This window comes from Microbulbifer sp. TYP-18 (assembly GCF_040932045.1).
Taxonomy (GTDB): domain Bacteria; phylum Pseudomonadota; class Gammaproteobacteria; order Pseudomonadales; family Cellvibrionaceae; genus Microbulbifer.
In genome coordinates this window covers 115623-139289 of sequence record NZ_JBFRBC010000007.1, presented here as the reverse complement: position 1 = coordinate 139289, position 23667 = coordinate 115623, and the positions used below count along the sequence as shown (strand labels likewise).

Annotated in this window: 19 protein-coding genes and 2 tRNA genes; 10 read left to right on the top strand and 11 right to left on the bottom strand. The window is 53.8% G+C overall.

Annotated features, from left to right (window positions below):
• Positions 1 to 45 precede the first annotated feature (45 nt).
• The 3 genes from ABVT36_RS08705 (at position 46) to ABVT36_RS08695 (ending at position 1514) form a co-directional block, all read left to right on the top strand.
• Positions 46 to 249, top strand: coding sequence for a DUF4177 domain-containing protein (locus ABVT36_RS08705; RefSeq protein ID WP_368456207.1), 204 nt, complete (start codon positions 46 to 48; stop codon positions 247 to 249).
• A gap of 90 nt (positions 250 to 339) precedes the next feature.
• Entirely contained in the window at positions 340 to 888 is a 549-nt protein-coding gene (locus tag ABVT36_RS08700) for a GNAT family N-acetyltransferase (RefSeq protein WP_368456206.1), read from the top strand.
• A gap of 128 nt (positions 889 to 1016) precedes the next feature.
• Positions 1017 to 1514 carry a hypothetical protein gene (locus ABVT36_RS08695; protein ID WP_368456205.1) on the top strand — a complete coding sequence of 166 codons (498 nt, stop codon included), beginning with the start codon at positions 1017 to 1019 and terminating at the stop codon, positions 1512 to 1514.
• 383 nt (positions 1515 to 1897) lie between these two features.
• Here the strand turns inward: ABVT36_RS08695 and ABVT36_RS08690 are convergent, their stop codons facing one another.
• The 5 genes from ABVT36_RS08690 to ABVT36_RS08670 all read right to left on the bottom strand — a co-directional run bounded on the left by ABVT36_RS08690 (position 1898) and on the right by ABVT36_RS08670 (position 8105).
• The gene (locus ABVT36_RS08690) at positions 1898 to 2257 is read right to left on the bottom strand and encodes a VOC family protein (RefSeq protein ID WP_368456204.1); all 360 of its coding nucleotides are present in this window, start codon (positions 2255 to 2257) and stop codon (positions 1898 to 1900) included.
• A 799-nt stretch (positions 2258 to 3056) separates the two neighbouring features.
• Positions 3057 to 3130, bottom strand: a tRNA-Cys gene (locus ABVT36_RS08685).
• Between the two features lie 507 nt (positions 3131 to 3637).
• Positions 3638 to 4891 (bottom strand): hypothetical protein, encoded by a 1254-nt coding sequence (locus ABVT36_RS08680; RefSeq protein ID WP_368456203.1) that lies wholly within the window; start codon positions 4889 to 4891, stop codon positions 3638 to 3640.
• Between the two features lie 372 nt (positions 4892 to 5263).
• Positions 5264 to 6886, bottom strand: coding sequence for a sulfatase-like hydrolase/transferase (locus ABVT36_RS08675; RefSeq protein WP_368456202.1), 1623 nt, complete (start codon positions 6884 to 6886; stop codon positions 5264 to 5266).
• A gap of 853 nt (positions 6887 to 7739) precedes the next feature.
• Entirely contained in the window at positions 7740 to 8105 is a 366-nt protein-coding gene (locus ABVT36_RS08670) for a hypothetical protein (RefSeq protein WP_368456201.1), read from the bottom strand.
• A gap of 1172 nt (positions 8106 to 9277) precedes the next feature.
• On the opposite strand from ABVT36_RS08670, the gene ABVT36_RS08665 reads away from it, so the two are divergent.
• Together ABVT36_RS08665 and ABVT36_RS08660 are read left to right on the top strand one after the other, a co-directional pair.
• Positions 9278 to 9354, top strand: a tRNA-Pro gene (locus tag ABVT36_RS08665).
• Positions 9355 to 10468: 1114 nt separating this feature from the next.
• A complete protein-coding gene (locus ABVT36_RS08660) occupies positions 10469 to 11767 on the top strand; it encodes an aminotransferase class V-fold PLP-dependent enzyme (RefSeq protein ID WP_368456200.1) in 1299 nt (432 codons plus the stop codon).
• A gap of 20 nt (positions 11768 to 11787) precedes the next feature.
• On the opposite strand, the gene ABVT36_RS08655 is transcribed toward ABVT36_RS08660, so the two are convergent.
• The 4 genes from ABVT36_RS08655 to ABVT36_RS08640 all read right to left on the bottom strand — a co-directional run bounded on the left by ABVT36_RS08655 (position 11788) and on the right by ABVT36_RS08640 (position 16220).
• Positions 11788 to 12468, bottom strand: coding sequence for a glycoside hydrolase family 19 protein (locus tag ABVT36_RS08655; RefSeq protein WP_368456199.1), 681 nt, complete (start codon positions 12466 to 12468; stop codon positions 11788 to 11790).
• A 174-nt stretch (positions 12469 to 12642) separates the two neighbouring features.
• Positions 12643 to 13455 (bottom strand): hypothetical protein, encoded by an 813-nt coding sequence (locus ABVT36_RS08650; protein ID WP_368456198.1) that lies wholly within the window; start codon positions 13453 to 13455, stop codon positions 12643 to 12645.
• Between the two features lie 838 nt (positions 13456 to 14293).
• The gene (locus ABVT36_RS08645) at positions 14294 to 15139 is read right to left on the bottom strand and encodes an acyl-CoA thioesterase (protein ID WP_368456196.1); all 846 of its coding nucleotides are present in this window, start codon (positions 15137 to 15139) and stop codon (positions 14294 to 14296) included.
• A gap of 169 nt (positions 15140 to 15308) precedes the next feature.
• The gene (locus tag ABVT36_RS08640; RefSeq protein ID WP_368456195.1) at positions 15309 to 16220 is read right to left on the bottom strand and encodes a peptidylprolyl isomerase; all 912 of its coding nucleotides are present in this window, start codon (positions 16218 to 16220) and stop codon (positions 15309 to 15311) included.
• Positions 16221 to 16457: 237 nt separating this feature from the next.
• Between ABVT36_RS08640 and ABVT36_RS08635 the strand changes: the two genes are divergently transcribed.
• Positions 16458 to 17138, top strand: a complete 681-nt coding sequence (locus tag ABVT36_RS08635; protein WP_367152787.1) for a TetR/AcrR family transcriptional regulator — start codon at positions 16458 to 16460, stop codon at positions 17136 to 17138.
• Positions 17131 to 17688, top strand: coding sequence for a DUF1285 domain-containing protein (locus ABVT36_RS08630; protein ID WP_368456194.1), 558 nt, complete (start codon positions 17131 to 17133; stop codon positions 17686 to 17688). The genes ABVT36_RS08635 and ABVT36_RS08630 overlap by 8 nt, the downstream gene beginning before the upstream one ends.
• 417 nt (positions 17689 to 18105) lie before the next feature.
• Here the strand turns inward: ABVT36_RS08630 and ABVT36_RS08625 are convergent, their stop codons facing one another.
• Both ABVT36_RS08625 and ABVT36_RS08620 read right to left on the bottom strand, forming a co-directional pair.
• Complete coding sequence (locus ABVT36_RS08625) at positions 18106 to 18735, bottom strand: cysteine hydrolase (protein ID WP_368456193.1); 630 nt, start codon at positions 18733 to 18735, stop codon at positions 18106 to 18108.
• 317 nt (positions 18736 to 19052) lie between these two features.
• Complete coding sequence (locus ABVT36_RS08620) at positions 19053 to 20714, bottom strand: electron transfer flavoprotein-ubiquinone oxidoreductase (RefSeq protein ID WP_368456192.1); 1662 nt, start codon at positions 20712 to 20714, stop codon at positions 19053 to 19055.
• A 321-nt stretch (positions 20715 to 21035) separates the two neighbouring features.
• Between ABVT36_RS08620 and ABVT36_RS08615 the strand changes: the two genes are divergently transcribed.
• From ABVT36_RS08615 to ABVT36_RS08605, 3 genes are all read left to right on the top strand, one after another.
• On the top strand, positions 21036 to 21785 hold the full coding sequence (locus ABVT36_RS08615; RefSeq protein WP_368456191.1) for an electron transfer flavoprotein subunit beta/FixA family protein: 750 nt from the start codon (positions 21036 to 21038) through the stop codon (positions 21783 to 21785).
• Positions 21785 to 22714 carry an electron transfer flavoprotein subunit alpha/FixB family protein gene (locus tag ABVT36_RS08610; protein WP_368456190.1) on the top strand — a complete coding sequence of 310 codons (930 nt, stop codon included), beginning with the start codon at positions 21785 to 21787 and terminating at the stop codon, positions 22712 to 22714. Before ABVT36_RS08615 ends, ABVT36_RS08610 begins: the two co-directional genes overlap by 1 nt.
• Before the next feature lie 231 nt (positions 22715 to 22945).
• The gene (locus ABVT36_RS08605) at positions 22946 to 23629 is read left to right on the top strand and encodes a type II secretion system protein N (protein ID WP_368456189.1); all 684 of its coding nucleotides are present in this window, start codon (positions 22946 to 22948) and stop codon (positions 23627 to 23629) included.
• Positions 23630 to 23667: the final 38 nt, after the last annotated feature.

Here is a 23667-nt window from a genome sequence, read left to right as displayed (position 1 = left end):
ATTTGCAATTGAAGGGGTGATCTGGACCACGAGGCGTCTTCTTTTATGAAAAAGTACGAATACAAGACCATAGAGCTGCCCTTCAAGACAGGGCTTTTTAAGACTGGCACTCCGGACGTAGAGAGTTTATTAAATGCCGAGGGGGAGCAGGGGTGGAGATTGCATCAGGTTGTGCTGCCTGCGGTAGGATTTGGTGAGTCGAGTTCTATGATGGTCATTTTTGAACGTGAAAAAGGTCAGGACAGGTAATAAAAGGGCCTAAGTTGCGATTTTCGATGTAAGTCAACAGCCGATATCATCGCGGCGATGGCGTCTGCATGAAGAGTGGTGCATTCTTTTATGAAATATACTATTCGCGAGGCAGAGGAATCTGATATCCCTGCAATCCGGCCGTTGATAGAGGAATCTGTGCGAATCCTGGCGGCCGATGACTATTCGCAGGAGCAAATCAAGGGGGCGCTATTATCGGCTTGGGGGGTAGATACACAGCTGATTTGTGATAAAAGCTATTTCGTCGTGGAAAATGAAGCGGATTTGATCGGCTGTGGTGGCTGGAGCTATCGCGCCACTCTTTTTGGAAATGATAGCGAAAGCAATAGGGATTCAAAACTATTGAATCCACAAGTTGATCCGGCAAAGATTCGGGCATTTTTTGTAAAGCCCTCTTATGCACGCCAGGGCATCGGGTCCATGATAATGGAAAGGTGTGAGAGAGCCGCGAGAGAGAAGGGTTTTTCAAGTTTGGAACTAATGGCAACGCTTCCAGGTCAGAGGCTTTATGCCCGTCATGGGTTTGAGCCAGGTGAGGCCATCGAGTACCCTTTGGGTTCTAAGCTGTCAATCAAATTTGTTCCTATGAGAAAAGAACTGAGGGAGCAGGCCGGTTAGCCAATTGGTGGAAGCCTGGCGGGTATCCTTTCCTGGAGCCGTTGAGGGCCGATCCGCCCGGGAGATTGGCTTAAATGGGAATTATGTGGTGTTCTATACAAGGGTTAAAGGGATCGATTGATTAAATTATGCGATTGGTGATTTTGTTTCTTGTTTTGGCTTTGATGGGTTCGCAATTGGGCGAGGGCTCTGCAACTAAAGCCATTGGGTATATCGGTTTTGATAAGGGGAAGCTCTGGGCAATACAGTTTAACGACTGCACAGTATACAATTTTGAGGGGGCGGAAAAATATTTATGGTTTGATCGTTCCCTTGATTCCATAAGCTGCTATAAGTATAAGGAAGCGGACAAGTCATTCCTGAGAAACTCCCCGATTCTAATTTACGATGCCCCGGATTTCGATGCGGAAAAACATGCGATTGATAGTTTCTCAGAATTTTCTGTTTCCGAAAGTGGGTGGGGAAGTTTTCCGAAAGTTTATTCAAAATCCGGAGACTGCTGGTTTAGGGTGAAAGAAGGGTGGGTCTATTTGAGTTCGTCTGATAGGAAGTTTGTCCGGTTTTATCAAGGTGAGCAGGACAGGGCGGCCCAGGCTAAGCATGATACATATTTCAATACACACTAAATAGCTAGGGCCAACACAGTTAGTGTGAACAGCCCCTAATGTTTGGGGCTGGGCCTTTGGAATCTACTCAGCCTGCTGCGATGCCATGTCTGTGCGGAAGCACTGGGCACTACCAGGATGTTGAAAAAGGCATCCTGCCTGTTTCAAAACACGAAAAGCGAAAAATGTAATTTTCACTTTTCTCCTAAAACCAACGACTTAGGCGTCGTTGATTTTGCCGGAACATCCATATTCCGGTAGCAGGCGTCAAAATTTTTCTAATTTTAACAGCCTGCGAGGCTTTGCTGCCCGGCTTGCGTCGGTGAGGAAAGGTCGTCCAGAAGCAGGCCCCGATGCCGAATGGGAAGCTGTATCAGTTTGCTGTTGCAGACTGATTCCTGCGGCTATGCACTGATATCGGACCAAACGGCATATTCATTGCCATTGGGATCGCTAAAATGAAAACGGCGGCCGCCGGGAAAAGAGAATATGGGTTTGATTGTTTTTCCGCCAAAGGCTTCAATTTTTGCTTGTGTGGCCTCCAGCGCATTACTGTAGATCACAACGAGCGCGCTGCCATTTTCCGTCGAGACAGCTTGTTCTGATTTGAAGAAGCCGCCATCCAGCCCGGCATTTTGAATCGCGGTGTAATCCGGACCAAAGTCCTCAAAGGTCCAGCCGAAGACTCCCGCAAAAAATTCCTTTGTGACTAATAAATCTGTCGAGGGGAATTCCACATAGTTGATTTTTTCATGCTTGTTCATATGGGTATCCTATTGAGACAGGTCCGGCCCCAGTGGGGATTGGTCCTAAAATCTCCCCGGTCACCGGGTGAAAAACAACTGCCGGTTCGCTATGGGCCATGGTTGTGTCGCAGATTATGCAATGATTTCGCCTTTGCGGTAAAACTGGTGCGAATGTTCCAGGGGGTATGCAAGGCTGAACTGAGAAAGGCGGGGGTGGGGTTACTCAGCGGCCTGTCCGAGCTGCCCGGTGGTCATACAGGGGCAAGCGCTGGGTAGGTTGGATTGGGGGCCGCGATGATGGCGCTGTATAAAAAAGGTGGTGCGGACGGCGGGACTTGAACCCGCACGATCGTAAGATCGAGAGATTTTCATACCCTCTACGGCTTTCGCCGCCGACGACAGGCGTCGTTTGTGGCCTGGACTATCCCTTCGCCATGGCCGTTACAACGGCTTTAGGCGCTGCCCGTCTAGTCTCTACACCTTCCGACACCGGAGCATTCCGGGGTCGGCTTGGCTCGGGATTGGCGTGGGCTCACTGCGCAGCCGTTAGCTTTCCCCGAATTTGAGCAGTTCTACTCCTGACGTTTCCCTCAGGGCACTCAAAGTTGGTTTAAGTCTCTTGTGTCTACCAATTCCACCACGTCCGCATTGTCGATTTAGAACGCCATAGGCGCGGGATACGCCACCTTATCTGTAGCGACGGCACGCTGGGTTCTAATCCATGCTCCTCCTATCCCGTTCACCAGCGGGTTTCACTGGCTGAGCTGGGCATGTCTGGCATCTGAATGAGCCTGGCAGACAATAGCCGGGAAGGGGATGGAGGCTAGGGTCGGAATCGAACCGGCGTACACGGAGTTGCAGTCCGCTGCATGACCACTCTGCCACCTAGCCTTAAACCCCACTAAAAAGTGAGGTGGAAAAAGCTCCAGATTCTACCGGTAGACCGAAAAAATCCCAGCATTTTCCTATACTTACGCGCCTCTAGGGGCGTAAGAAGGCGCTATTCTAGGTGCTGCGCAGGAATAGTCAAGAGAAACGGCCACAGGCGCCCGCGATGGACGTTTCCCGGGGCATGACGGGGACCGGGCTGGACGAGAGGTTGCTTAGTTCGATTATTCACTTTGGTTAATAGGAATTCGAATAGATTAAGCTATGGCTATTCCCATTTATTCTAGTGTGTTGGGGGACTTCGACTGGCATTTCCCTGGCCTTGTTCGATAATTCTTGATAACTGGCTAGCACATGCTCCCCCCAAAGTGTTTAGTAATGCCGGTAGGGCAACTCTGAGGAGCTGCTGCCCGCTGCGTAGTAAGGATGAAATCCTCCAAGTTTCACTCCTAATGGTCTTGGCCCTGACGCTCTCCCCCCCCCGTCGTCAGGGCTTTTTTTGTGCTTAATTTACCTGTCGGTATTTTTGCCTTCTCCGCCCAGGCGGTCTCTGTCGAGGGTTTTCAGTGGCCCGCCCGCGACCTGCTCCGCCAACTGGCGAAATCCCGCAAGACTGACTTCTCCACGGGTCTCCGCCAGCTTGCGGGCGACGTCGTCGATACTGGCCGCGCCATGGCTCACCGCGCGGATCTCCTTATCCAGGGCATATATCAGGGTTGCCGCCCTGGCTGTAACTGCGCCGGAGGAGCTTGGCACCAGGAGGCTGGGTGCCTGTTGGCCCCATTCCGCCAGCCTGGCCATGGCCTCATCGTAACGCAACTGGCTGATGCCGCCGGAGCGCCGCAGTATTTCCAGTGAGTAGAATTCCGCCAGGCCTTCCACAATCCAGTCACTTTCACGGTCACCTCGTATACCGGTGGCCACATGTATCAGTTCGTGAATCATGCTGCTGGTGCGATTGCCGCTGATCAGGGGCCGCTCGGAGTGCATGAACAGGGAGCGGGTGCCGGACAGGCCGCCTCGCCACATGGGATCCGCGGCAGTCACCACCAGCAGGTGGTCGGGAAAATCGGGGAAAACCTGCCGGATATAAGGCAGATTCCAGTTGAGGAAGGCCAGAGTGTCCTGGCGGTGAATATTTTCGCCGAGGGGGGCGGATACCTTGGTATTGGTACCGGCGATCATGTCCTGGCGGCTGCCAATACGGCCGGCGATCATCCATCCTTTGGGGCGCTTGATGCGGCGCTCCGGATCCTTGATCCGGTAGACATTGTCGTCCAGCTTTTCATAGGGCAGCGCGGATGTCCACTCGTCCGGCAGGGCGAGCTGCAGGGACGCGCGGGCGCTTAGGCCCGGTTCCATGGTGGCGGAGATAGGGGGGATCAGCCGGTCGCTGCGCAAAATGGTCCAGTCATCGGTGATGCGGGAGTCGTAGCCACCGGAGGAGCGCTGATGGTCGATGGCAAAGCGATAACTGAGGCGGGCCCGGTTGCCTCGCGGTGTCCACCTGACCTTCTCCCCGTCCACCTGGATTGGGTCCTGGCTCTCAATATCGCTGTATCTCTCTCCCCTGAAGTGGACAACCAGTTGTTTGGGCAGCCGTTTGCCCTGGAGTTGAATGGCAACTTCCGCCATTCCGGTTTCCGGCGAAATCTCCACCTGGTAAAGCAGTTCAAACCCCTCGCTGCTGGCGGCATGGGCCGCCGTTGTGAAAAGCCAGCTTGCGGCAACAACAAGGAACAGAATCGGGTAGTGGCGGAACATTGGGGCCCTTTAAATTTTAAGACTTGCAGGGTTGGACAGGAAACTAGGGTACCGGTGCCATGGACCCCAGACAATTGTCCGGGTACCAAAATGGCCGACTGGATGGCTCTATCCCGGTGCGGGGCTTGGGATGGCAATTGGCAGGGCAGGTCGACAATTTGCGCTATGAAGCTGTTGGGTGCTATGAAAAGGGCCCATCCGTTCACTGGTTCGCTGTTCCTGCGGGCTCCTGTGGCGGCCGGAGGATTAGGAGTTGGCCGATGGACGAGTTTAGCCTGCTGCCGGGCTCAAGCCACTGAAGAACAGGCGGTTCCGGCGAATCGAGTGGGGTTGTAAAGAGGGTAACCCAATCGATAGGGGGCTAAAGGCCGGTTAATCGTGCTGTTTGGCCCGCGACTCCGCTGGATCCCGGTTTGGAAACTTTTCGATCAGCGCTTCGTGGCTGCCGATGAATTTCTGGATAGGTGCAACCGCAAACAGGCCCGGATAGAGCTTGCCATACCTCTCTCCGGGGTCCCGCTTGACGTTGTAAAACTCCATGCCGGGAAGTCCGCCTTTGGGCTGAGTCAGGTGGACTTTGAAGTCCTCGTAGCGCACCGCAGCGAGTTTGGGCCCACTGTAATGCATCATATAGTTGCGGCGACCATGCCCTTCGCCCAGCAACAGGAGGGCTGTCTGGTCGATACCGTCCGTCACCCGATCTCCGGGGATTTTTTCCTTGACTCCGGCCAGGTAGGCGGCGGTGGTGAAGAGGTCGGTGACATGGATGATATCCACCGGATCCTGGTTCGGCTCGATCATGCCCGGCCACCAGGCCATGGCTGGCACCCTGACGCCCCCCTCCAGGGTATCGCCCTTGGCACCGCGCAGCAGTGTATACCCGGAGGTGGGATAGTAGGCGTACATGGGCCCATTGTCGCTCCACCAGACCACAAGGGTATTCTCGTCAATCCCCTCGGCCTCCAGCGTCTTGAGCAAATTATCGACATGCTTGTTGTGCAGGACCATCATCGAGGCCTGGGCATTCACTTTGTCGACACCGGCATCCTGCTGGTGGGCCCTGGCTCCGGTAATCTGGAGTGCATAGCTGGCCCAGTAGATGAAGAAGGGCCTGTCTGATCCCGCCTTGTCGCGAATATAGTCCAGCATCTGGCGATTGGATTCGTTCTCGAAGGCCTCCTGCCGACCGAAACCCAGTTTGCCCGCTGGGCCTGGAATGGGCTTGCGCGGTTTGCCCTTAGCACCGATATAGCCGGCGACGGAAAGGTCGATACCTGTCCGCTCAGCATATTCCTCGTACCCGGGAAAATCGTGGAATGCGGCATTGACCGGCATGGGGGTCTCGTACATTGCCTGTGAGTCCTGCCAGGCATCCGGGGCGCCATTGAAAAGGCCATAGTAGGACTGCTCAAAGCCCTGGTTTTCCGGCGCATGCTCGGGGGCGTCACCCAGGTGCCACTTGCCCCACATTGCGGTGTGATATCCAGCGTCGGAGAGCAGTTCGGCAATGGTGACTTCCTTTGGGCTCAGGCCTTCGGGTTGCCCCGGCCAAAGTACACTCAGCAGCCCTGTACGGACCGGGTGGCGCCCGGTATTGATGGCAATGCGGGTGGGGGTGCAGGAGGGTTCGGCATAGGCGGCCCAGAAACGCATGCCTTCAGAGGCCATCCGGTCCAGGGTCGGTGTCGGAGTGCCGCGGTGTTTGCCACCTCCCTGCCACCCAAGCTCGCCCCAGCCGATATCGTCGGTCAGTATGAAAATGATGTTGGGCTTTTTTTTGAACCGCTTTTCCAGTGCAGCCAATTTCCGCTCTATCTGCTTATCCTCCTGCTGCCATTGATCCTGGTGTCGTTTCTGCAGCGCGTAAAAGGGGGCGTCAAACTGCTGGGAGTAAACAGGCGCGAAAATCATCAAAGTGAAGGTTGTGAAGAAGATGGTGAAAGCCCTGTAGATGACGGTGTTCCCGGCAGTAGCTGTGGATCCGCGGTATGACATCCGGTTACTCCTCTAGCAGGTTGTTGAAAAAGGCACCCAGCCTTTTTCTAAACATGAAAAGCGAAAAATGTGATTTTCAATTTTCTCTCAAAATCAACGACTTAGGCGTCACCGATTTTGCCGGAATATCCATATTCCGGTAGCAGGCGTCGAAATTCACCCGCAAGTGCTGGTGTGGGTCGGATCAGTTTCGCTGGATCTGCACGGCAGAAACCTGGAGACAGAGGCACAACATATCCTCTAAAGGTACAGATTAGATGAATGGGGATATCAGGGGCGGAGGCTTGACGCCAAAAATCTCCTTAGAACTTCGAGCCGACTTCATCGGCGACTGGCATGACACTGGCAGTGCATATTATTCCGAATGGTAAGAGCGAAGATGCGGACTCCTAATACCAGCGATATGGACTTTAATATCTGGAGTCTACTAATAAGCATAATCTATAACAGTTGAAGCCGTAGTCTGATTTAGAGATTATGCGTTGGAAATCAGGCTTGTATCGACGCGTTAGCACTGCCCAGAAGAACGCTGGAAGGCTCAAAAATATTGAAGGTTGCCTCCAATCATTCTAAGCCTGGGAAGTAAGATTTCCCTAAAATCAACTTTTTCATTGCTAGTCAGTTTCGATTTCTCTGTAAAGAGAATACTGTTCGCAGTGTGCGCATTGGATACTGTTTTCAAGGCCAAGTTTAATATGGACAGAAAGGGTGGGGAATACTGCGTTTCCCCGCCCACCTACTTTGGTAAATTCCTGCAATAGAATATTCACTCTCTCGGTAAAAGCTACAAAAATATATTGCGGTTTTCCCGCTATGAAAATTTATGATCGGAGCGCGATATTTGTCGCTGTTCTTAGAATCCTGTTTCATACTCCATCGTCGCTTCCACAAATTCTATACTGCCATCATCGTAGTGAATGTAGGCCTCTCCCTTGTTGATTGTATACGCATGAACAGTCACAGTGCATGAAAGGCCTGCGCTGCAGCCTTTTCTCCAGTCAATTTTATCTATAGATTTTGTAATGTTTGTAATACTCCATCGTCCTGAGGTTGAGCCGCCGAAACTAAAGTCCTGACCAAAACAGTAGGAGGTGCCGTTGCCAACTACGTTGCCTCCGCTCACACTCAGATGACAAGTCATGTCGGCAGATAGCACAGGTAATGAGGAAAAATGGCCTAGTGCTAATACTGATACCATCAATAGATTTTTTGGAGTCATATTCCTTACCTTATTGTATGTTGAATCTTTTTTATCGCGACTAGGAAAGTTACGATCCCGCCAATCTTAGCATCAAGGTGTTAAGTTTTGTTGTGAAAATAATGTGAAATCTCTCAAATTCATGAGTAAATTTCCGCCAAATTTAATACAAATATTTGAAAGCCTATTTTGTGGCTGCCAAAGATTTAATTTTTATCTTAAGTGATAGGCGTAATTATGTCGATCGACGAAAAAATAGCTTGTTAATTGGCAGCTAAGCGCTTCGGTGCCAATTTGGGACTTTGTTGCCTATCGGGCGATCCTTGCCGATATGGCCAGCTAAGCGGAAGGAATTATTAGATGGTTTGAAAAAGGCTGTTTTGTTCGTTGTAAATGTGCGTTGGAAAAATGACTTTGTATTGTGAGCGTGGAGCGGACAGGGCTAGCTTAGATTTCCACAAGTGAGCGTTGTTCAGAAATTTATCAAAACCCTTTCTGTTCATGCAAAATTGCGCGCCTACGCCTATTTGTTTCACAACCGAGTCAATTATATTGCAATAGTATGCTGAGATACTTGGATCTCGGATAATTTTTATTCGAAGATCAAGGTTCGGGAATCCTTTGCACCGGCGTACGGTGAAGCTACCAATTTCAAGCCTTTAGTTATTACTTATGGAGGAATATCTGATTCCAATGGTAAGGAGTTTATGAGGAGGTCGCTTGCTCAGATGATAAACGTACAAGTGAGATTAGTAGGCTGTCTAATTATTATCCTTGTGGAGTATGGATGGGTCAGCAAAAAAGAGAATTGTTGATTGGCAGGGGACCACCTCTGCGTTGTTAGTTGACCAGCCTGGACAAGGCTGGCTCGGGAGGAGATTGAATTCGTTATGTTCACCGAACAGTTTTTGCTCTTAATAAAAGACTTTTTTGAAATTTTCGACTAAAAAATTGCAATAAAAAGATTTCTATGCCTTCATTTTCCGATTTGCCAGGATTTTGGCCTATAATCCTTTTCTCCAAAGCTAAGTATCCTTGGGTGAATAAACACTTAAAAACCAATAACTTAGCATAAGTTTGTGTCCTTTTTGTGCGGAGCATTAGAGGTAACATATCCGAAGGCGTAACTTGGGATGTAATTGCCACCTCTTTACAAAATTCGAACTCGCCGCTACTATCCGCGCCGACTTCATCGGGGATTAGCGCAGCCTGGTAGCGCGTACCGTTCGGGACGGTAAGGTCGGAGGTTCGAATCCTCTATCCCCGACCAACTTCCGCTGTTTTGATTCCGAGGCTGTTAGGGCCACCCACGAGTTTGCTTCTGCGAACACTAAAGTGCTGAATCTACCAGTTGTTTCGCATGCCTGCAGAGAGCACTCTCTCGATTGCTGCGCCTTTCGGCCTTCTAAAGTGGCTGAACTATTGGTTTCTTCACCGACCAGGTCGCCTGGAGGCAGGTCACGAAGTAGCCAAACTCTTCCAGGCTTCCTCGCTGGGATCTGCACTGAACTCCCCCATAGTTGAATGGTTCGGGCATAAGGTCCGACGTCTGGGCTGTGATTTTTCAACCACGTTCCTACTGTGATAAACCTCAGTTCTTACGGCACACTCGTGCAATCTTTTCATTGTAAAAAACAATTAGATTGGCAGATTTTATTAATTTTAGCTTTTATCTGCATTTCACAGCGCAAAAAGGTTCCCAGCCCTCGATCTGCTCCCCATTTTCCAGTCCATGCAGTTTCTAGTCATGTCTACCGCCCCCGAGGAAGGTGAAATCGAAACCTCTAATGGCAAGTTCCGGAAAGAGTGCCTTTATGGGTACCGTGATTTCATGTTCAAAAACGAATACTTCAGGGAGGAGGAGTTTTCCTGCCGTCGTTATAGTTGAAGCCATTTCCCGGGAGATATATTGAACTGGTAATTTCTTACGGGCTCACACCAGCCGGTCTTTATTAACGGGCAGAAGGTTGTAGTTTTGAATTGTCCACTTAGTGGAGAGGCTTGCGATTGAATGGAAATAGCGGGTGCCCAAAATTTTTTGGGGCGATACTCCTTGACCATTGCAGATACTGTCTTCGATAGCATATCACTTGCTTTTTTTGGCATCGTAATCTTTTTATCTGGATTTTAGCAGAGACAGAGCTATCGCATTTGACCTGACATGGATTGGTTTAGATTAATCTGACACAACTCCTCGAAAAGCAGTGGATTACTGGTTTGACTATGGCAAGGCCTACTTATGTTCAGGTTTTACATAAAAATAACTTTTCCTGAGCCAAAATTATCTGCAATAGAGATCTAATTAGAATTGTTATTGAGCGCTTGGCATTGTGGTCTCTGTAGTCTATGGTGGGAGCTTATGGAAAGCGCTCCGGGGGGCGATCATGAAGAGAAGGGAGTTTCTGCAGAGAGCGGGGCTGGTAATCGGCACCGTTACATTGAACGGCGCTGGCGTAGCACAGGCTGCTCCGGCGAGCATTGGCCGCGCCGCGACAAGTTGGGACGCATTCCGCGACCTATTTCCACTGACCCGCGACTACATACAGTTGGCGACGTTTCTACTGGCTTCGCATCCGCGCCCGGTTGCGGAGGCCATCGAAATGCATCGAAGGGCCTTTGACGAAAATCCAGCCGATTACTGGCACCGCCATTTCAAGACCATTGATGGCAAAATCACCGACAGCGCAGCACGCTACATGGGCGGCACCGGCAGTCAAATCGCGCTAACCGACAGCACCACCATGAGCTTGGCCATGGTCTACAGTGGCTTGCAACTCGCCCCCGGTACGGAGGTGCTGCAAACCACTCACGACCATTATTCCACCGACTTATCGCTGCAGCTACGCGCCAAGCGCACTGGGGCCAGCGTTCGCCAGGTTTCGTTGTACGACGATCCAGCCCAAGTGTCGGTAGATGGTGTCTGCAGCCGGTTGCGCGATGCCCTTAAATCCGAGACCCGGGTCTTCGCTTGTACATGGGTGCACTCCTCTACCGGTGTCAAGCTGCCGATCAAAGCCATGTCTAACGTCATCGACGAGGCTAACTTTAAGCGTGATAAGCGCGACCAGATTCTGTTTTGTGTGGATGGCGTGCATGGATTCGGTGTCGAAGATCAGGACATCAGCCAACTGGGTTGTGACTTTTTTATGGCCGGCACCCACAAGTGGATCTTCGGCCCGCGCGGCACTGGTGTCATCTGGGGCAACGAGCGCGCCTGGTCTATGACCCGTCCTGTCATTCCCAGCTTTAGCGAAAGCTATAATGTTTGGTTGGGCCTGACGACGCCGGATAAGGTGCCGGTAGGCCAGCACATGACTCCGGGCGGCTTTCATTCTTTTGAGTATCGCTGGGCCCTGCCCGCAGCCTTCGATCTGCATCTATCCCTGGGCAAGGCGCGGGTGCAAGAGCGCATTCATGCTTTGAATTTGCAGGCCAAGCAGGGACTTGCCGAACTGGACCACGTCAAGCTCTACACGCCGATGTCACCGGAGCTTTCATCCGGTCTGGTATGCTTCGACGTCGATGGTGTACCCCAGGTGGATGTTGTTAAGCGCCTGCACGATAGGGGGATCATTGCCAGTGCTACGCCCTACCGCAAATCCTATGCCCGCTTCGCACCGAGCCTGCTCAACGCTCCGGCAGAGATTGATACGGCCGTGGCTGAAGTGAAGGCCATGGCTTGAACCGGAAGGGTTTGTATTTTCTAGGATTTTGGCTTTGGCTTGAAAGTAGGGTGATTGATTTCCCTGGCGGCTGTCTGGATGAGCATTGTTTCCTGGGTTTCCAAGCCGCCAGCCTCATTGATAGCCTTTAGGAAGGCGCGGTAATACCCGGCGATCAGCTGCCATTTATTGGTGATATTTACAGTGCGTCTGGCGTTTTTTAGATCGTCCTTGCCGAAGCTTGGCAGATAGTGGGCGATACCGTGTCCACTGCTGTTCCAGCGGCCGTCCAAAAGGCCGCAGATCAGAATGCGTGCGCCTATCTCGGGTTCCAGTGCCTTATCGGGGAACTTGACCAAATCGACCCCGGCATCGGCACTGGAACGCTCATAGTTCCGTTTCCAGGTCAGTTGTACCTGCCCCCGGCCGTAATAGCTGTGTCCATAGGGGGGCTCCGGCTGCGCGTATCTGGCTTTGCGCAGCCTGCGGCGGGCGGTGGCGTCATCCTTGGCCAGGGTTTCGCGCACCGGTACCATGCGCCCGGCTGTTTCATGCCTGGCGGTTGCCAAGGCGTAGGCCAGTGTTTTTGGCCGGCCGTCACCATGGGTCTCGAAGGCATCGAGAATCCCCTCGATACCCTTTACCTGCCGCTTAGATAGCGACGTCCCGAATACACGGTTTTCACGGCGCCGCAAAACCGCATAGAAGATCTTGCGGTTCATAAAATTTGCCTATTTATGGAATTGGCTATCCACATAACAGTACAGGATTTCAAATAGTGGTAACCAATCCCGAAGAAGCTTGCTCAAATTAGTAGCATATCACCGACTGCCAATTCAGTGTTTAAGGCTGTGAAAACTAGTGTCTAGCGAATGTCACGCGCAGTTTAGGCGATACTATGGAAGCGCCCATAGTGGAGCAGGAAACTGCCATACATTTTGCACGGCCATTTGAAAGAGGTTGCCATCACCCAGCGGTACAAACTCCTGTCGGCCGATAGCAGCGCCGATGATTTCTCCATCTTCATCTAGCAAAACACAATTGAATTTTATATCTCCCGAGGCCGCGTTGAAAATTGGATCGACACTCTGAAACCTTAAATACAAGTTTTTAGGGTGGCTTAGCTGAAAGTGATTGGTTCCCTGAACCAGGTAATCACCATCTACAGCAACTGTACCGGCCGCTACAACTATGCCAGTACTACCTCCCCAGGATCCGGTTAAGGTAGAGCTTAGCCCTTGTGCGCCCACAAACATAACATACTGTCGATCATAAACTATCCAGCCTACCTTTGAGGATTTCTGCCTTTTTCTCGCTTTCGATGGTAACTGGTAGGCGCGATAGTTATTCCTTGGATCAAAAACGGATTCCATCAGTACAATGTTGCCAAAATCCGCAGATCCATTGGTTAAATCTATGCCAAAGCGGTCTTTAAAGTAATCGATTGCCAGCTGTCGGCGCTCAAGCTTCTCCGCTTCATCTCGACCCATGATAATAGTGTCGAACTCATCTGGTGTTGGCGGGATGAAATCTGAGTCGAAGGGATCGTAAATGCCGTTTGCCATCAATAAGGCAGTGCCACCAGTAGGTTGGTTTGGATTTTCATTATTCTTGCCTGGAAGTCCATCAGCGAAAGTTTTTGCGGATAATCCAGATAAAAAGAATACTATGGTCAGGGCGCAGATCAATTGAATTTGAATTTTTTTCATTGAATTTGTCCTTTTTATAGGTGCATATGCCGGGATTTTGAAATACTTCCAAGTGTCCCACCTAAAGCTAGCGTATACCTATATGCCTGTTTAATATTTGCTATCTATTTCAGCTAGTGGAAAGTTGATCACCTTGGTAATAGGTAAGTGAAAATAGATATGTTTTTTTCTATTTTTTAGCATAGATAGCAATGTTGAAAATTCTTGGATGGCGGCTCCTCTTGTAACAACTATTTGAGTGCATAAATATCAAGTATTTTTGCTTTCTTGCTAATTTTTGATCATTAAAAATAATATTCTTTGATTTAAATATTAAATCTGATGTCTTCACAAAATTTGCACTACTACTTACGGGATTGGACTGTTTGAGGCAGTACGATAGTACAATTTGAACTCGGCAAAAGAAAGCAGCCTTTATCCCCTTGTGAGAATTTTGATGACAACTTCGGCGGAAGCTTGGATGTGCTTTTCTGCTATAGCGCGTTTTTTACCATTTGTGGATTAGCGCCTAAGGCTTGCAGTGCTAGTGGGTCGGGCGTCGCGTGAAGCCTTGATTCAGTGTCCACTAGCTCTTGTCTGTTTCGAGCGCCTTATAAATTTTTTGTCGCTGAAGCGATATTGACAGCTATCGACCTCAGCGGAACTGTAGTTCCTGCGATTGTTAGTTGCTCGATCCTTGTGGCTCAAAAAATCGAATGGTCTTTCAGGTCACAACCAGTGTATAGCCCCAGCTTCCTGCCGTTATTTCAGCCTACATGTCGTATCTACTGGCGGGTTGGCAGCACAACCGGTAGAGGATACCACTGGCCTGCCTGCGATAGCCGGATACGGTGCCGGGTCAGTCGATGCGGCGGATAAGGCCTTCCTGGCAGACGGAGGCCACCAGAACCCCCTCTCTGGTGTAGATCTGACCGCGGCAAAAACCGCGTGCTCCACTGGCCGAGGGGCTGTCGGTGACGTAAAGGAGCCAGTCGTCGACGCGAAAATCCCGGTGAAACCACATGGCGTGGTCCAGGCTGGCGGGCATCAGGTTGGCGTCGAACAATGAGATGGGGTGGGGCTGGATACTGGTGCCCAGCAGTGCCAGGTCAGAAGCGTAGGAGAGGGCACAGCGGTGCTCTACCGGGTTGTCGGAGATTTCACCCTCCATACGAAACCAGAACATACAGCTGGGTTCTCGAACATCGGCGCCGAAATAGCCCTGCGGGTCCACGGGGCGGAAGTCAATCATATAGCGTCGCTGGTTGCGCGCCGCGTCTTTGAGACCCGCCTCCTCGGCCAGTTGCTGGGTGTTTTTCAGGGTTTCCGGTGCGGGTATGGCGCCCGATGGCATTGCACTCTGGTGGTCGAAGCCGGGCTCCTGAATCTGGAACGAGGCGGACATATTGAAGATGGCCCGGCCCCGCTGCCGGGCCACTACGCGGCGGGTGGTAAAGCTACCGCCGTCTCGAATGGGGTCCACATAGTAGATCACCGGCAGCTCGCTGCTGCCGGGGCGCAGAAAATAGGCGTGCAATGAGTGGGGCAGGCGATCCTCGACGGTGCGGGTTGCGGCCATCAGGGCCTGGCCCAGCACCTGGCCGCCGAACAGCACCTTGCGATAGTTTTCCACATGCTGACGGCTGCGAAACAGATTTTGGTCCAGTTTCTCGACATCCAGTAGATTACTCAGCTTTTCCGTCATAACTACAACAGCCTGCTAAACAGTGAAGAGCGAAAAAAGTATGGGGGAGGGACCCTGGCTCCGCCAGCGGCGGCGATGATAGCAGTGTTCCGGCGCCGAGCCTTTACCTATCGCGCCAAAACACTTATCGAGATGGTTGGAGAAGGAGGGCATAGGCCGCCCCTTGGGCTCACTTGTCAGAGACTTGCGCAGACAGCTCCGGTGCCGCCCGCAGAGGTATGCCGACGGCGCAGACATCCGCATAGTCCGGCCGATAGACGAACCAGTCCTCGGGGCGGTGGCGCCGCGCGGCGATCAGTTCCCGAAAACTTTCGGAGTCGGTTTTCATTACCTGTAGCGGCACCCGCTCTTTTTCCGGCAGGTCTGCCGCCACGCACATCCGCTCTATACGATTGCGCTCCGGCTGCGGCAGCATTCCCATGGGGCCCTCCCCGCGGCTCAGTTTCTGCAGCGTTGTCATGCCCTCCAGGACCCGGCCAAAGACGGTGGTGTTGCGATCCAGGTACCGCTGCGCCTGGCCGATGACGATATAGAACTCGGTGCCGCCGCTGTCCAGCTCCGCACCACGGGCCATGGCGAAGGCGCCCTGGCAGTGGGCCAGCCAGGCCTCGTCCGTGTCTGGATCCCGGGCAGCGGGAAATCCCCGTACAAAACCGGTCTGTGGGGCATAGCCATCGGGGCCGGCGACGGCGGTGAAAGCTTCCGGGGCGAGTTCAGTGAGGGTGAGTTCCGCCGCCAGTGAGCGCTTGGCCCCTTCGATAGGCTTTTCCCCGCTCAGGTCGCCACCCTGGGCGACAAATCCCTCCGCCACACGGTATACGGCCAGTCCATCGTAGAAACCCTCCCGCGCCAGGGCTTTGATGTTGCGGGTGTGGACCGGTGCAAAGAGAGGCGACAGCTCGATGATGACCCGGCCCTCGACAGTGTCCAGGTACAGGGTGTTGTTCAAATCCGCCGGCCGCCAGTGGTTGTCAGGTGCTTCCGCGATAATCTGAGCGGGCGCACGGACTTCACTGTCGGCGGCGCTTGCAAAGGCGAAGGGCAAAAGCGCACACAGCGCCAGGGGGCTTCTTATGTTCATTTTTCCCGGTTCCAAGCTGATGCAGGAGTCGGATGATACCCTTTCCCACACATCGCTGCCCAGATGGGCGCCCGGCCCTCAATGTTGCCGGGGGAGTGGGCCTTTTGTGCTGAAAAATACGCTTTAGACGCTAAAAAGAGTGATGATTGGCTTTTCCAATCAGCGTGAATTGCCTATCATCCATGAATGAATGGTCAATTTCAGTCTCCAATTTCACGGACAGGCAAGGTCGGTAGTATGGATAAGGCAAGAGAGAAGGTTCAACGCTTTCGCGCTCGTGAGCAACGTATTCTGGACGCCGCGCTGGAACTGTTGTTGGAACACGGTGAGGAAAAGGTCACTGTCGAGCAGATCGCCGAACGGGTGGATATCGGTAAGGGTACCATCTACAAGCATTTTATCTCCAAAACGGAGATCTATATGCGGCTGTTGATCGACTATGAAAAGGCCCTTACGGAGCGCCTCAAGTCCGCGGTGGCGACCGCGGAGCAGGGCGATATCACCGCACCGGCGCGGGCCTACTTCGAGTCGCGCATGGCCGATCCGGCCAAGGACCGATTGTTCCAGCGACTCGAGGAAAAGGTGATCGCCTTGAATCTGGCGCCGGAGATGATCGCCGAGCTGCACGCTATCCGAAACTCCAACGCCTCTGCGTTGAACCGGGTATTTGAGCGCCGCATGGAACAGGGCATGCTGAAAAAGGTGCCGGCTTACTTTTACTACTCCACTTACTGGGCCCTGGTTCAGGGTGCGGTGGAGCTGTACCACTCCCGATCTTTTGCGGAAGTTATCGAGGACCGGGAGGGTTTGATGGAGTTCATCATGGACGTCGGTGTCCACATCGGCGATGTCTCCGGACGACGCTCCCCGGAGCAGAGTGAAAGCGGGGGCGGGGCGGCGGGCCCCACTTTTGGCTGAGCCGCTGTTTCGGCAACTGCAGGCATTGCAGGAGCAATTCCCGGGGCTTCCACCGGTGCACCGGTGGCACCCCGATCTCTGCGGTGATATGGATCTGCAGATCCGCGCTGACGGCCGCTGGATTCATGAGGGAGAGGAGATCAGGCGCGAGCCGTTGGTCAGACTTTTTGCCAGTATCCTCAAGCGGGAGGGCGACGACTATTTTCTGGTAACGCCGGCGGAGAAGTGGCGTATCCAGGTGGAAGATGCGCCATTTATCGCAACTCAAGTGGCCCGCAGTGACAGTGAGCGGGCCCCCATTCTGTTTACCACCAATACCGGTGAAGTGGTGCCTCTGGACGGAGAGCACGCCTGGCAGTTGCGGCCCTATGGCCAACCGCCCCAACCAGTACCCTATATTGCGGTGCGGGACCAGCTTTTCGCCCGGGTGTCGCGAGATGCCTATTACCAGTTGATCGACTGGGCTGTGGAGCAATCCCATGGCGGTGGGCAGACTAGCCAATTGTGGCTTGCCAGTGCCGGAAAATCTTTTTTGCTGGGTAACTGTTGACGGCCCTATCAGCGACTTCAGTGCAGCAATAAATATTTATCACAAATTGACAGCCGTCTTTACTCACCATTCACCCCGCAATCCAATAGATGATCTCTCAACCACTGGATTGCGGTCATTGAAAAGCTGCGCAGTTACGCGCAATCGCTTGTTTTCCAGGGGCTTGCGCGGGCCTTCGCCCGGCGGCGATACATCCTTGTGTCATATTAACCTGACAATTTATTTGTTGTCGGGTTAGTGTAAACAGGCCCTAGTAGAAACCTAATTGCAATAAAAATGTAAACAATCGAGAGTCGTTCGAAATTTACCGTTACTTTTCCCGCCAATCCCGCTTTCAGTAACAATTTCGCAATCTCCCCTCCTTAAATTCCCTGTCTGGAACGGCGGGTTGCTGAAAAACACTTTTTCAATAGCTCCCTAGCTGACCGAACGCAGATGTTGTTGCAGATCCTCCACCAGTTTGTCGGTGGTGGTCATTTCGCCGCTTAGGTTCTGGAGTCTGCCCACGCATAGACTGTGGCGCATTTCCCCGGCGGCTGCGCACGCATCTTCCACCAGGATTGGGCAGTAGCCGAAATCAGCACCCGCGCGAATGGTGGATTCGATACTGCCGTCTGTGTGCACACCGCAGCAGTAGAGCTGGGACAGGTTGAGCTGGATCAGCAGTTCGGGCAGGTTACTGTTGCCAAAGGGCCCGATACCAGTTTTATTGATGACCAGTTCATCCCCCAGGGGGACTACGGAGGCGAGAAATTCGGCTTCCGGGGATCCCGGCGTCGCCAGCAGCCCGGCCCGTTTGTGCCAGAAGGTCCGGTCGCGTCCGTCGCTGGTTTTGGCTCTGGTGCGTATGTGCAACACCTCCAGTCCCTTGTCACGGAATACGGCTTGCAGCCTGCGCACATTGGGCAGAACCAAAGTTTCCAGGCGGGCGAAGAATTCGTCTTGCTCCTCCTGGCTCCAGTGGGGTTTTCCTCCGTCTGCAAAGATACCCTGCCCGCGGGTGGCTAACAGGGTTTGCAGGTCGATACACAGCAGGGCCGGTTTCATTGTTCCCTCCAGCGGATTGATGCCCAGAGCGGATGTATTGGCTGGGTAGAGGCCAGGGACACTATCGCCCCGGCAATACGCCCGGCAGCATGAGAAAAACTTCTTCGGTATTGTTTTCAACCCGGGTTTGCAACACAGGTCCGCAATGCCTCCACTACTAATTGAGCATCTGGGCGCTCGATTTGCGGCCCGCAGCCGGGCGCTTGTTTAGATGCCGGGCCAATAGTGTCAGTGTAGCCCTTGAGCGGTGGTGGGTGGCGTGAACAGGAATGGCGAGGGTGAAGCCAGGGAGCGCTGAACCAGCGCCCCGGTAGGGTTTACATATTGGGATAGTTGGGGCCGCCGCCTCCTTCGGGTGCCACCCAGACGATATTCTGGGTGGGATCCTTGATGTCGCAGGTTTTGCAGTGTACGCAGTTCTGCGCATTGATCTGAAAGCGCTTGCCGTTGGCGTCTTCTACAACCTCATAGACAGCGGCGGGGCAGTATCTTTGTGCCGGCTCATCGTAGATGGGCAGGTTGTGATTCAGTGGTATCTCGGCATCCTTTAGCTTCAGGTGGCAGGGCTGGTCCTCCTCGTGATTGGTGTTGGAGATAAACACCGAGGACAGTTTGTCAAAGCTCAGGACACCGTCTGGTTTGGGATAGTCGATTGCCTTGCAGTCGGCGGCCGGTTTTAGCTGGGCGTGATCCGCAGCGGTATCGCGCAGGGTCCAGGGCAGCTTGCCGCGAAAGATATTGAGATCGACAAACGCGTAGGCCGATCCGAGGATATTGCCCAGTTTGTGCTGGGCGGGGCCGAAATTGCGTTGTTTGTGCAGCTCCTTCCAGGCCCAGCTGTCGGCGTATCTGCGCGCATAGTCCACGAGTTCGTCGCCGCTGCGATCCGCCGCCAGGGCTTCCACCAATGTCTCGGCGGCGATCATGCCGGATTTCATCGCGGTGTGATTGCCCTTGATTTTGGCGAAATTCAGGGTGCCGGCGTTGTCGCCGATCAGCAGGCCACCGGGGAAAGTCATCTTCGGCTGCGACTGCAGTCCCCCCTTCACAATGGCGCGTGCCCCGTAGGCCACACGTTGCCCACCCTCTAGATACTGGCTGATCACCGGGTGATGCTTGTAGCGCTGGAACTCGTCGAAGGGGCTCACATGGGGATTCCGGTAGGCCAGGTCGGTGATCAGGCCGACCACTACCTGATTGTCTTCCAGGTGATACAGAAAACCGCCGCCGGGCGTACCGCTTTGGTTCAGTGGCCAACCGGCGGTGTGGACCACAAGGCCCTGCTGATGCCTGTCTGCGGGCACCTTCCAGATTTCCTTGATGCCGATACCGTAGTGCTGTGGGTCCCGGTCCGCATCGAGCCGGTATTTTGCGATCAATTGTTTGCCCAGATGGCCGCGACAGCCCTCGGCGAAGAGGGTGTACTTGGCGTGCAGCTCCATCCCCGGCATATAGGAGTCCTTGTGCTCCCCATTCGCGCCGACGCCCATATCGCCGGTGGCAATGCCTGTGACGGAGCCATCGTCGTTGAAGAGTACTTCGGTTGCGGCGAAGCCCGGGAAAATTTCCACTCCCAAGTTTTCCGCTTGCTCGGCCAGCCAGCGGCACAGGTTGCCGAGGCTGATAATATAGTTGCCCTGATTGTGCATGGTGCTGGGCACAAACAGGTTGGGAACCCTGATGGCGGCCTCGTCATTGCGCAGAACATAGATATCGTCGCTCTGGACCTGGGTATTCAGGGGGGCGCCACGCTCTTTCCAGTCCGGAAACAGCTCGTTCAGCGCGGTGGGCTCAAACACTGCGCCGGACAGAATGTGGGCGCCGACCTCAGAGCCCTTCTCCACCACGCACACGGAGATCTCGTCATTTAGCTGCCGGATACGACATGCGGCGGCCAGCCCGGCGGGACCGGCGCCCACGATCACCACATCGTACTCCATTGATTCGCGTTCCACGGCGCTCTCCTCCGCTGGTTGCATACACTATCTCTCCGGGTCTTGTGCCCTGGATTGGGTCACGATTATATCGGGCTTTAAGTGGCCCTACCAATTGCAGGAGCAGCCGTTTTCCCTGGCAAATAGGCCGTTTTGCCGCAGCTCCGCGCCCGCCTATAAGCCGTCCCTATGGAGGGAAATTGATGTGGTGAATAGTCTTTCCCCATCTCAATCCGGCTATTGATTTTGCGCTATAGAAGGCTCACCATATCGCGCGTTCAAACACTCGTTTGACTCTGAAATCAAATTCGTTCGCGATTTGACCTGTCAGTCGCGGCTCCAAAAGTTTACCGAGACGGGATTTCCATGAAAGTTCTTGTAGCTGTAAAACGCGTTGTCGACTACAACGTCAAGGTTCGCCCCAAGGCGGATGGTAGCGACGTCGATATCGCCAATGTAAAGATGTCTATCAACCCCTTCTGCGAAATTGCGGTGGAAGAGGCGGTGCGCTTGAAGGAGAAAGGTGTCGTCAGCGAGATAGTGGCTGTTTCCATAGGGCCCAAGCAGTGCCAGGAGCAGATCCGCACCGCACTGGCGCTGGGTGCGGATCGCGGCATTCTGGTGGAGACGGATGTGGAGCTGCAACCCCTGGCTGTTGCCAAGTGCCTCAAGGCACTGGTGGACAAGGAGGAACCGCAACTGGTGATTCTGGGCAAACAGTCTATCGACGGTGACAACAACCAGACCGGCCAGATGCTCGGCGCCCTGACCGGCATGGGGCAGGGTACCTTCGCGTCGGGAGTGGCAATCGAGGGCGACTCGGTGCAGGTCACCCGGGAAATCGATGGCGGCCTGCAAACGGTGGAGCTGAAACTGCCGGCCATTGTCACTACGGACCTGCGCCTGAACGAGCCGCGCTACGCCTCCCTGCCGAATATTATGAAGGCCAAGAAAAAGCCTCTGGATACAACCACTCCCGATGAGCTGGGTGTGGATATAGCACCGCGCACTACAACCCTGAAAGTGGAGCCGCCGGCCGAACGCCAGGCCGGAGTCAAAGTGGCGGATGTGGCGGAGCTGGTAGAGAAACTGAAGAACGAAGCGAAGGTGATCTGATGAGTATTTTGGTTATTGCGGAACACGACAACGCTGAACTGAAAGGGGCCACCTTCAATACCGTTGCCGCAGCCGGGGAAATCGGCGGCGAAGTGCATCTGCTGGTTGCGGGTTCCGGCTGCGCAGCTGTGGGTGAGGCAGCGGCGAAAATGGACGGTGTTGCCAAGGTTCTGGTGGCTGACAACCCTGCCTATGGACATCAGCTGGCGGAGAACGTCGCCCGGCTGGTGGCGGACCTGGGCAAGGATTACAGTCATATTCTTGCACCGGCCACCACCACCGGCAAAAATATGTTGCCGCGGGCCGCGGCGCTGCTGGATGTGCAGCCGATTTCGGACATCATCGCAGTGGAGTCGGCGGACACCTTCAAGCGGCCTATTTACGCGGGTAATGTGATCGCTACAGTGCAGAGTTCCGATGCGATCAAGGTAGTCTCGGTCCGCAGCACCGCCTTCGACCCAGTGTCCGCCGAGGGCGGTAACGCAGTGGTGGAAGCTGTGGATATCGCCGATGATGCGGGGGTATCGTCTTTTGTCGGCGAGGAGCTGGCACAGTCTGACCGCCCTGAGCTGACCGCTGCCAAGGTGGTGATCTCCGGTGGTCGGGGTATGCAGAATGGCGACAACTTCAATCTGCTGTATCGCCTGGCCGACAAGCTGGGCGGCGCCGTGGGGGCATCCCGTGCGGCGGTGGATGCAGGCTTTGTGCCCAACGACATGCAGGTGGGGCAGACCGGCAAGATAGTTGCACCGGACCTCTACATAGCGGTGGGTATCTCCGGTGCCATACAGCATCTGGCGGGTATGAAGGACTCCAAGGTGATCGTTGCTATAAATAAAGATGAGGAAGCGCCGATCTTCTCCGTCGCAGATTACGGGCTGGTGGCGGATTTGTTCGATGCGGTGCCGGAGTTCGAAAGCAAATTGTAAAGTTGGGTTAATATACTAGGGTGGAAAAAGGGCGGCGTTAGCCGCCCTTTTGTTGCCGCCTCACGGAAAGCCAGAGTGGGCGGGTCTTTGCGGCGGTTTGCGGCTTTGGTGTCGCGCCGAATGGTTAAATTTTAGCCGATTGGTGTGGATTGCCTTTCTGGGTGCGACGATTGACAATAGGCGCCATAAGATACAGAAAAGCTACCACCGGTTAGGTTTTTGGGTAAGTTCATGTCCGCAATCCAGCGTGTCACAGGGTCACTCCGATCAGTCTTTGCGCCTTCCCAACCGGGCAGAAGACTGTCGCGCGGCGCGCTCGCCTCGGTGGTGGTGGCCGCCGGCTGGCTGTCCGTTAACCTGCTGGCCTACGCTTCGATACTGGCGCCCGCCGGGGAGGATTCCCTGCTAGTGGTGCGCGATGGCAATCTGCCCAGTGCCGGGCAGAGCACAACCATTCCCGATACGCCTTTTTTTGGCCGCGCCGAGGTCAAGCAGGAGGCGGAGCCGGATGTGGATCTGGCCAATATCCCGATTACCCAGTTGAATCTCGTGTTGTCCGGCGTGCTGGATAACTCTACCAAGGACAAGGCCAGCGCACTGATTGCGGAAAAGGGAAAACCGGCCCAGCGCCTGTACGTTGGTGATCGCCTGCCGGGTGGGGCGGAGCTGTTTTCTGTGGCGATCGATCACATAGTGTTGCGCCGCAACGGGAAAATGGAAAAACTGACTTACCCCGATCACGACGGGCGGCCCAATGTGCCGCTCAGTCGCTACACCGGCAGGAATGTCGCTGGCCGGGCAGTAGAGGTGAATGCGGCCAATGCCGCCGCGAGAGCGGAGAAGCAACAGTCCATTCGTGAGCGCCTGAAAGAATTGCGCAGCCTTGCGCGTGAAAGGCGCGAAGCACGCCAATAAAATGTTTCGAATACCAGAGTTTTGTTTAAGAGCCTGAT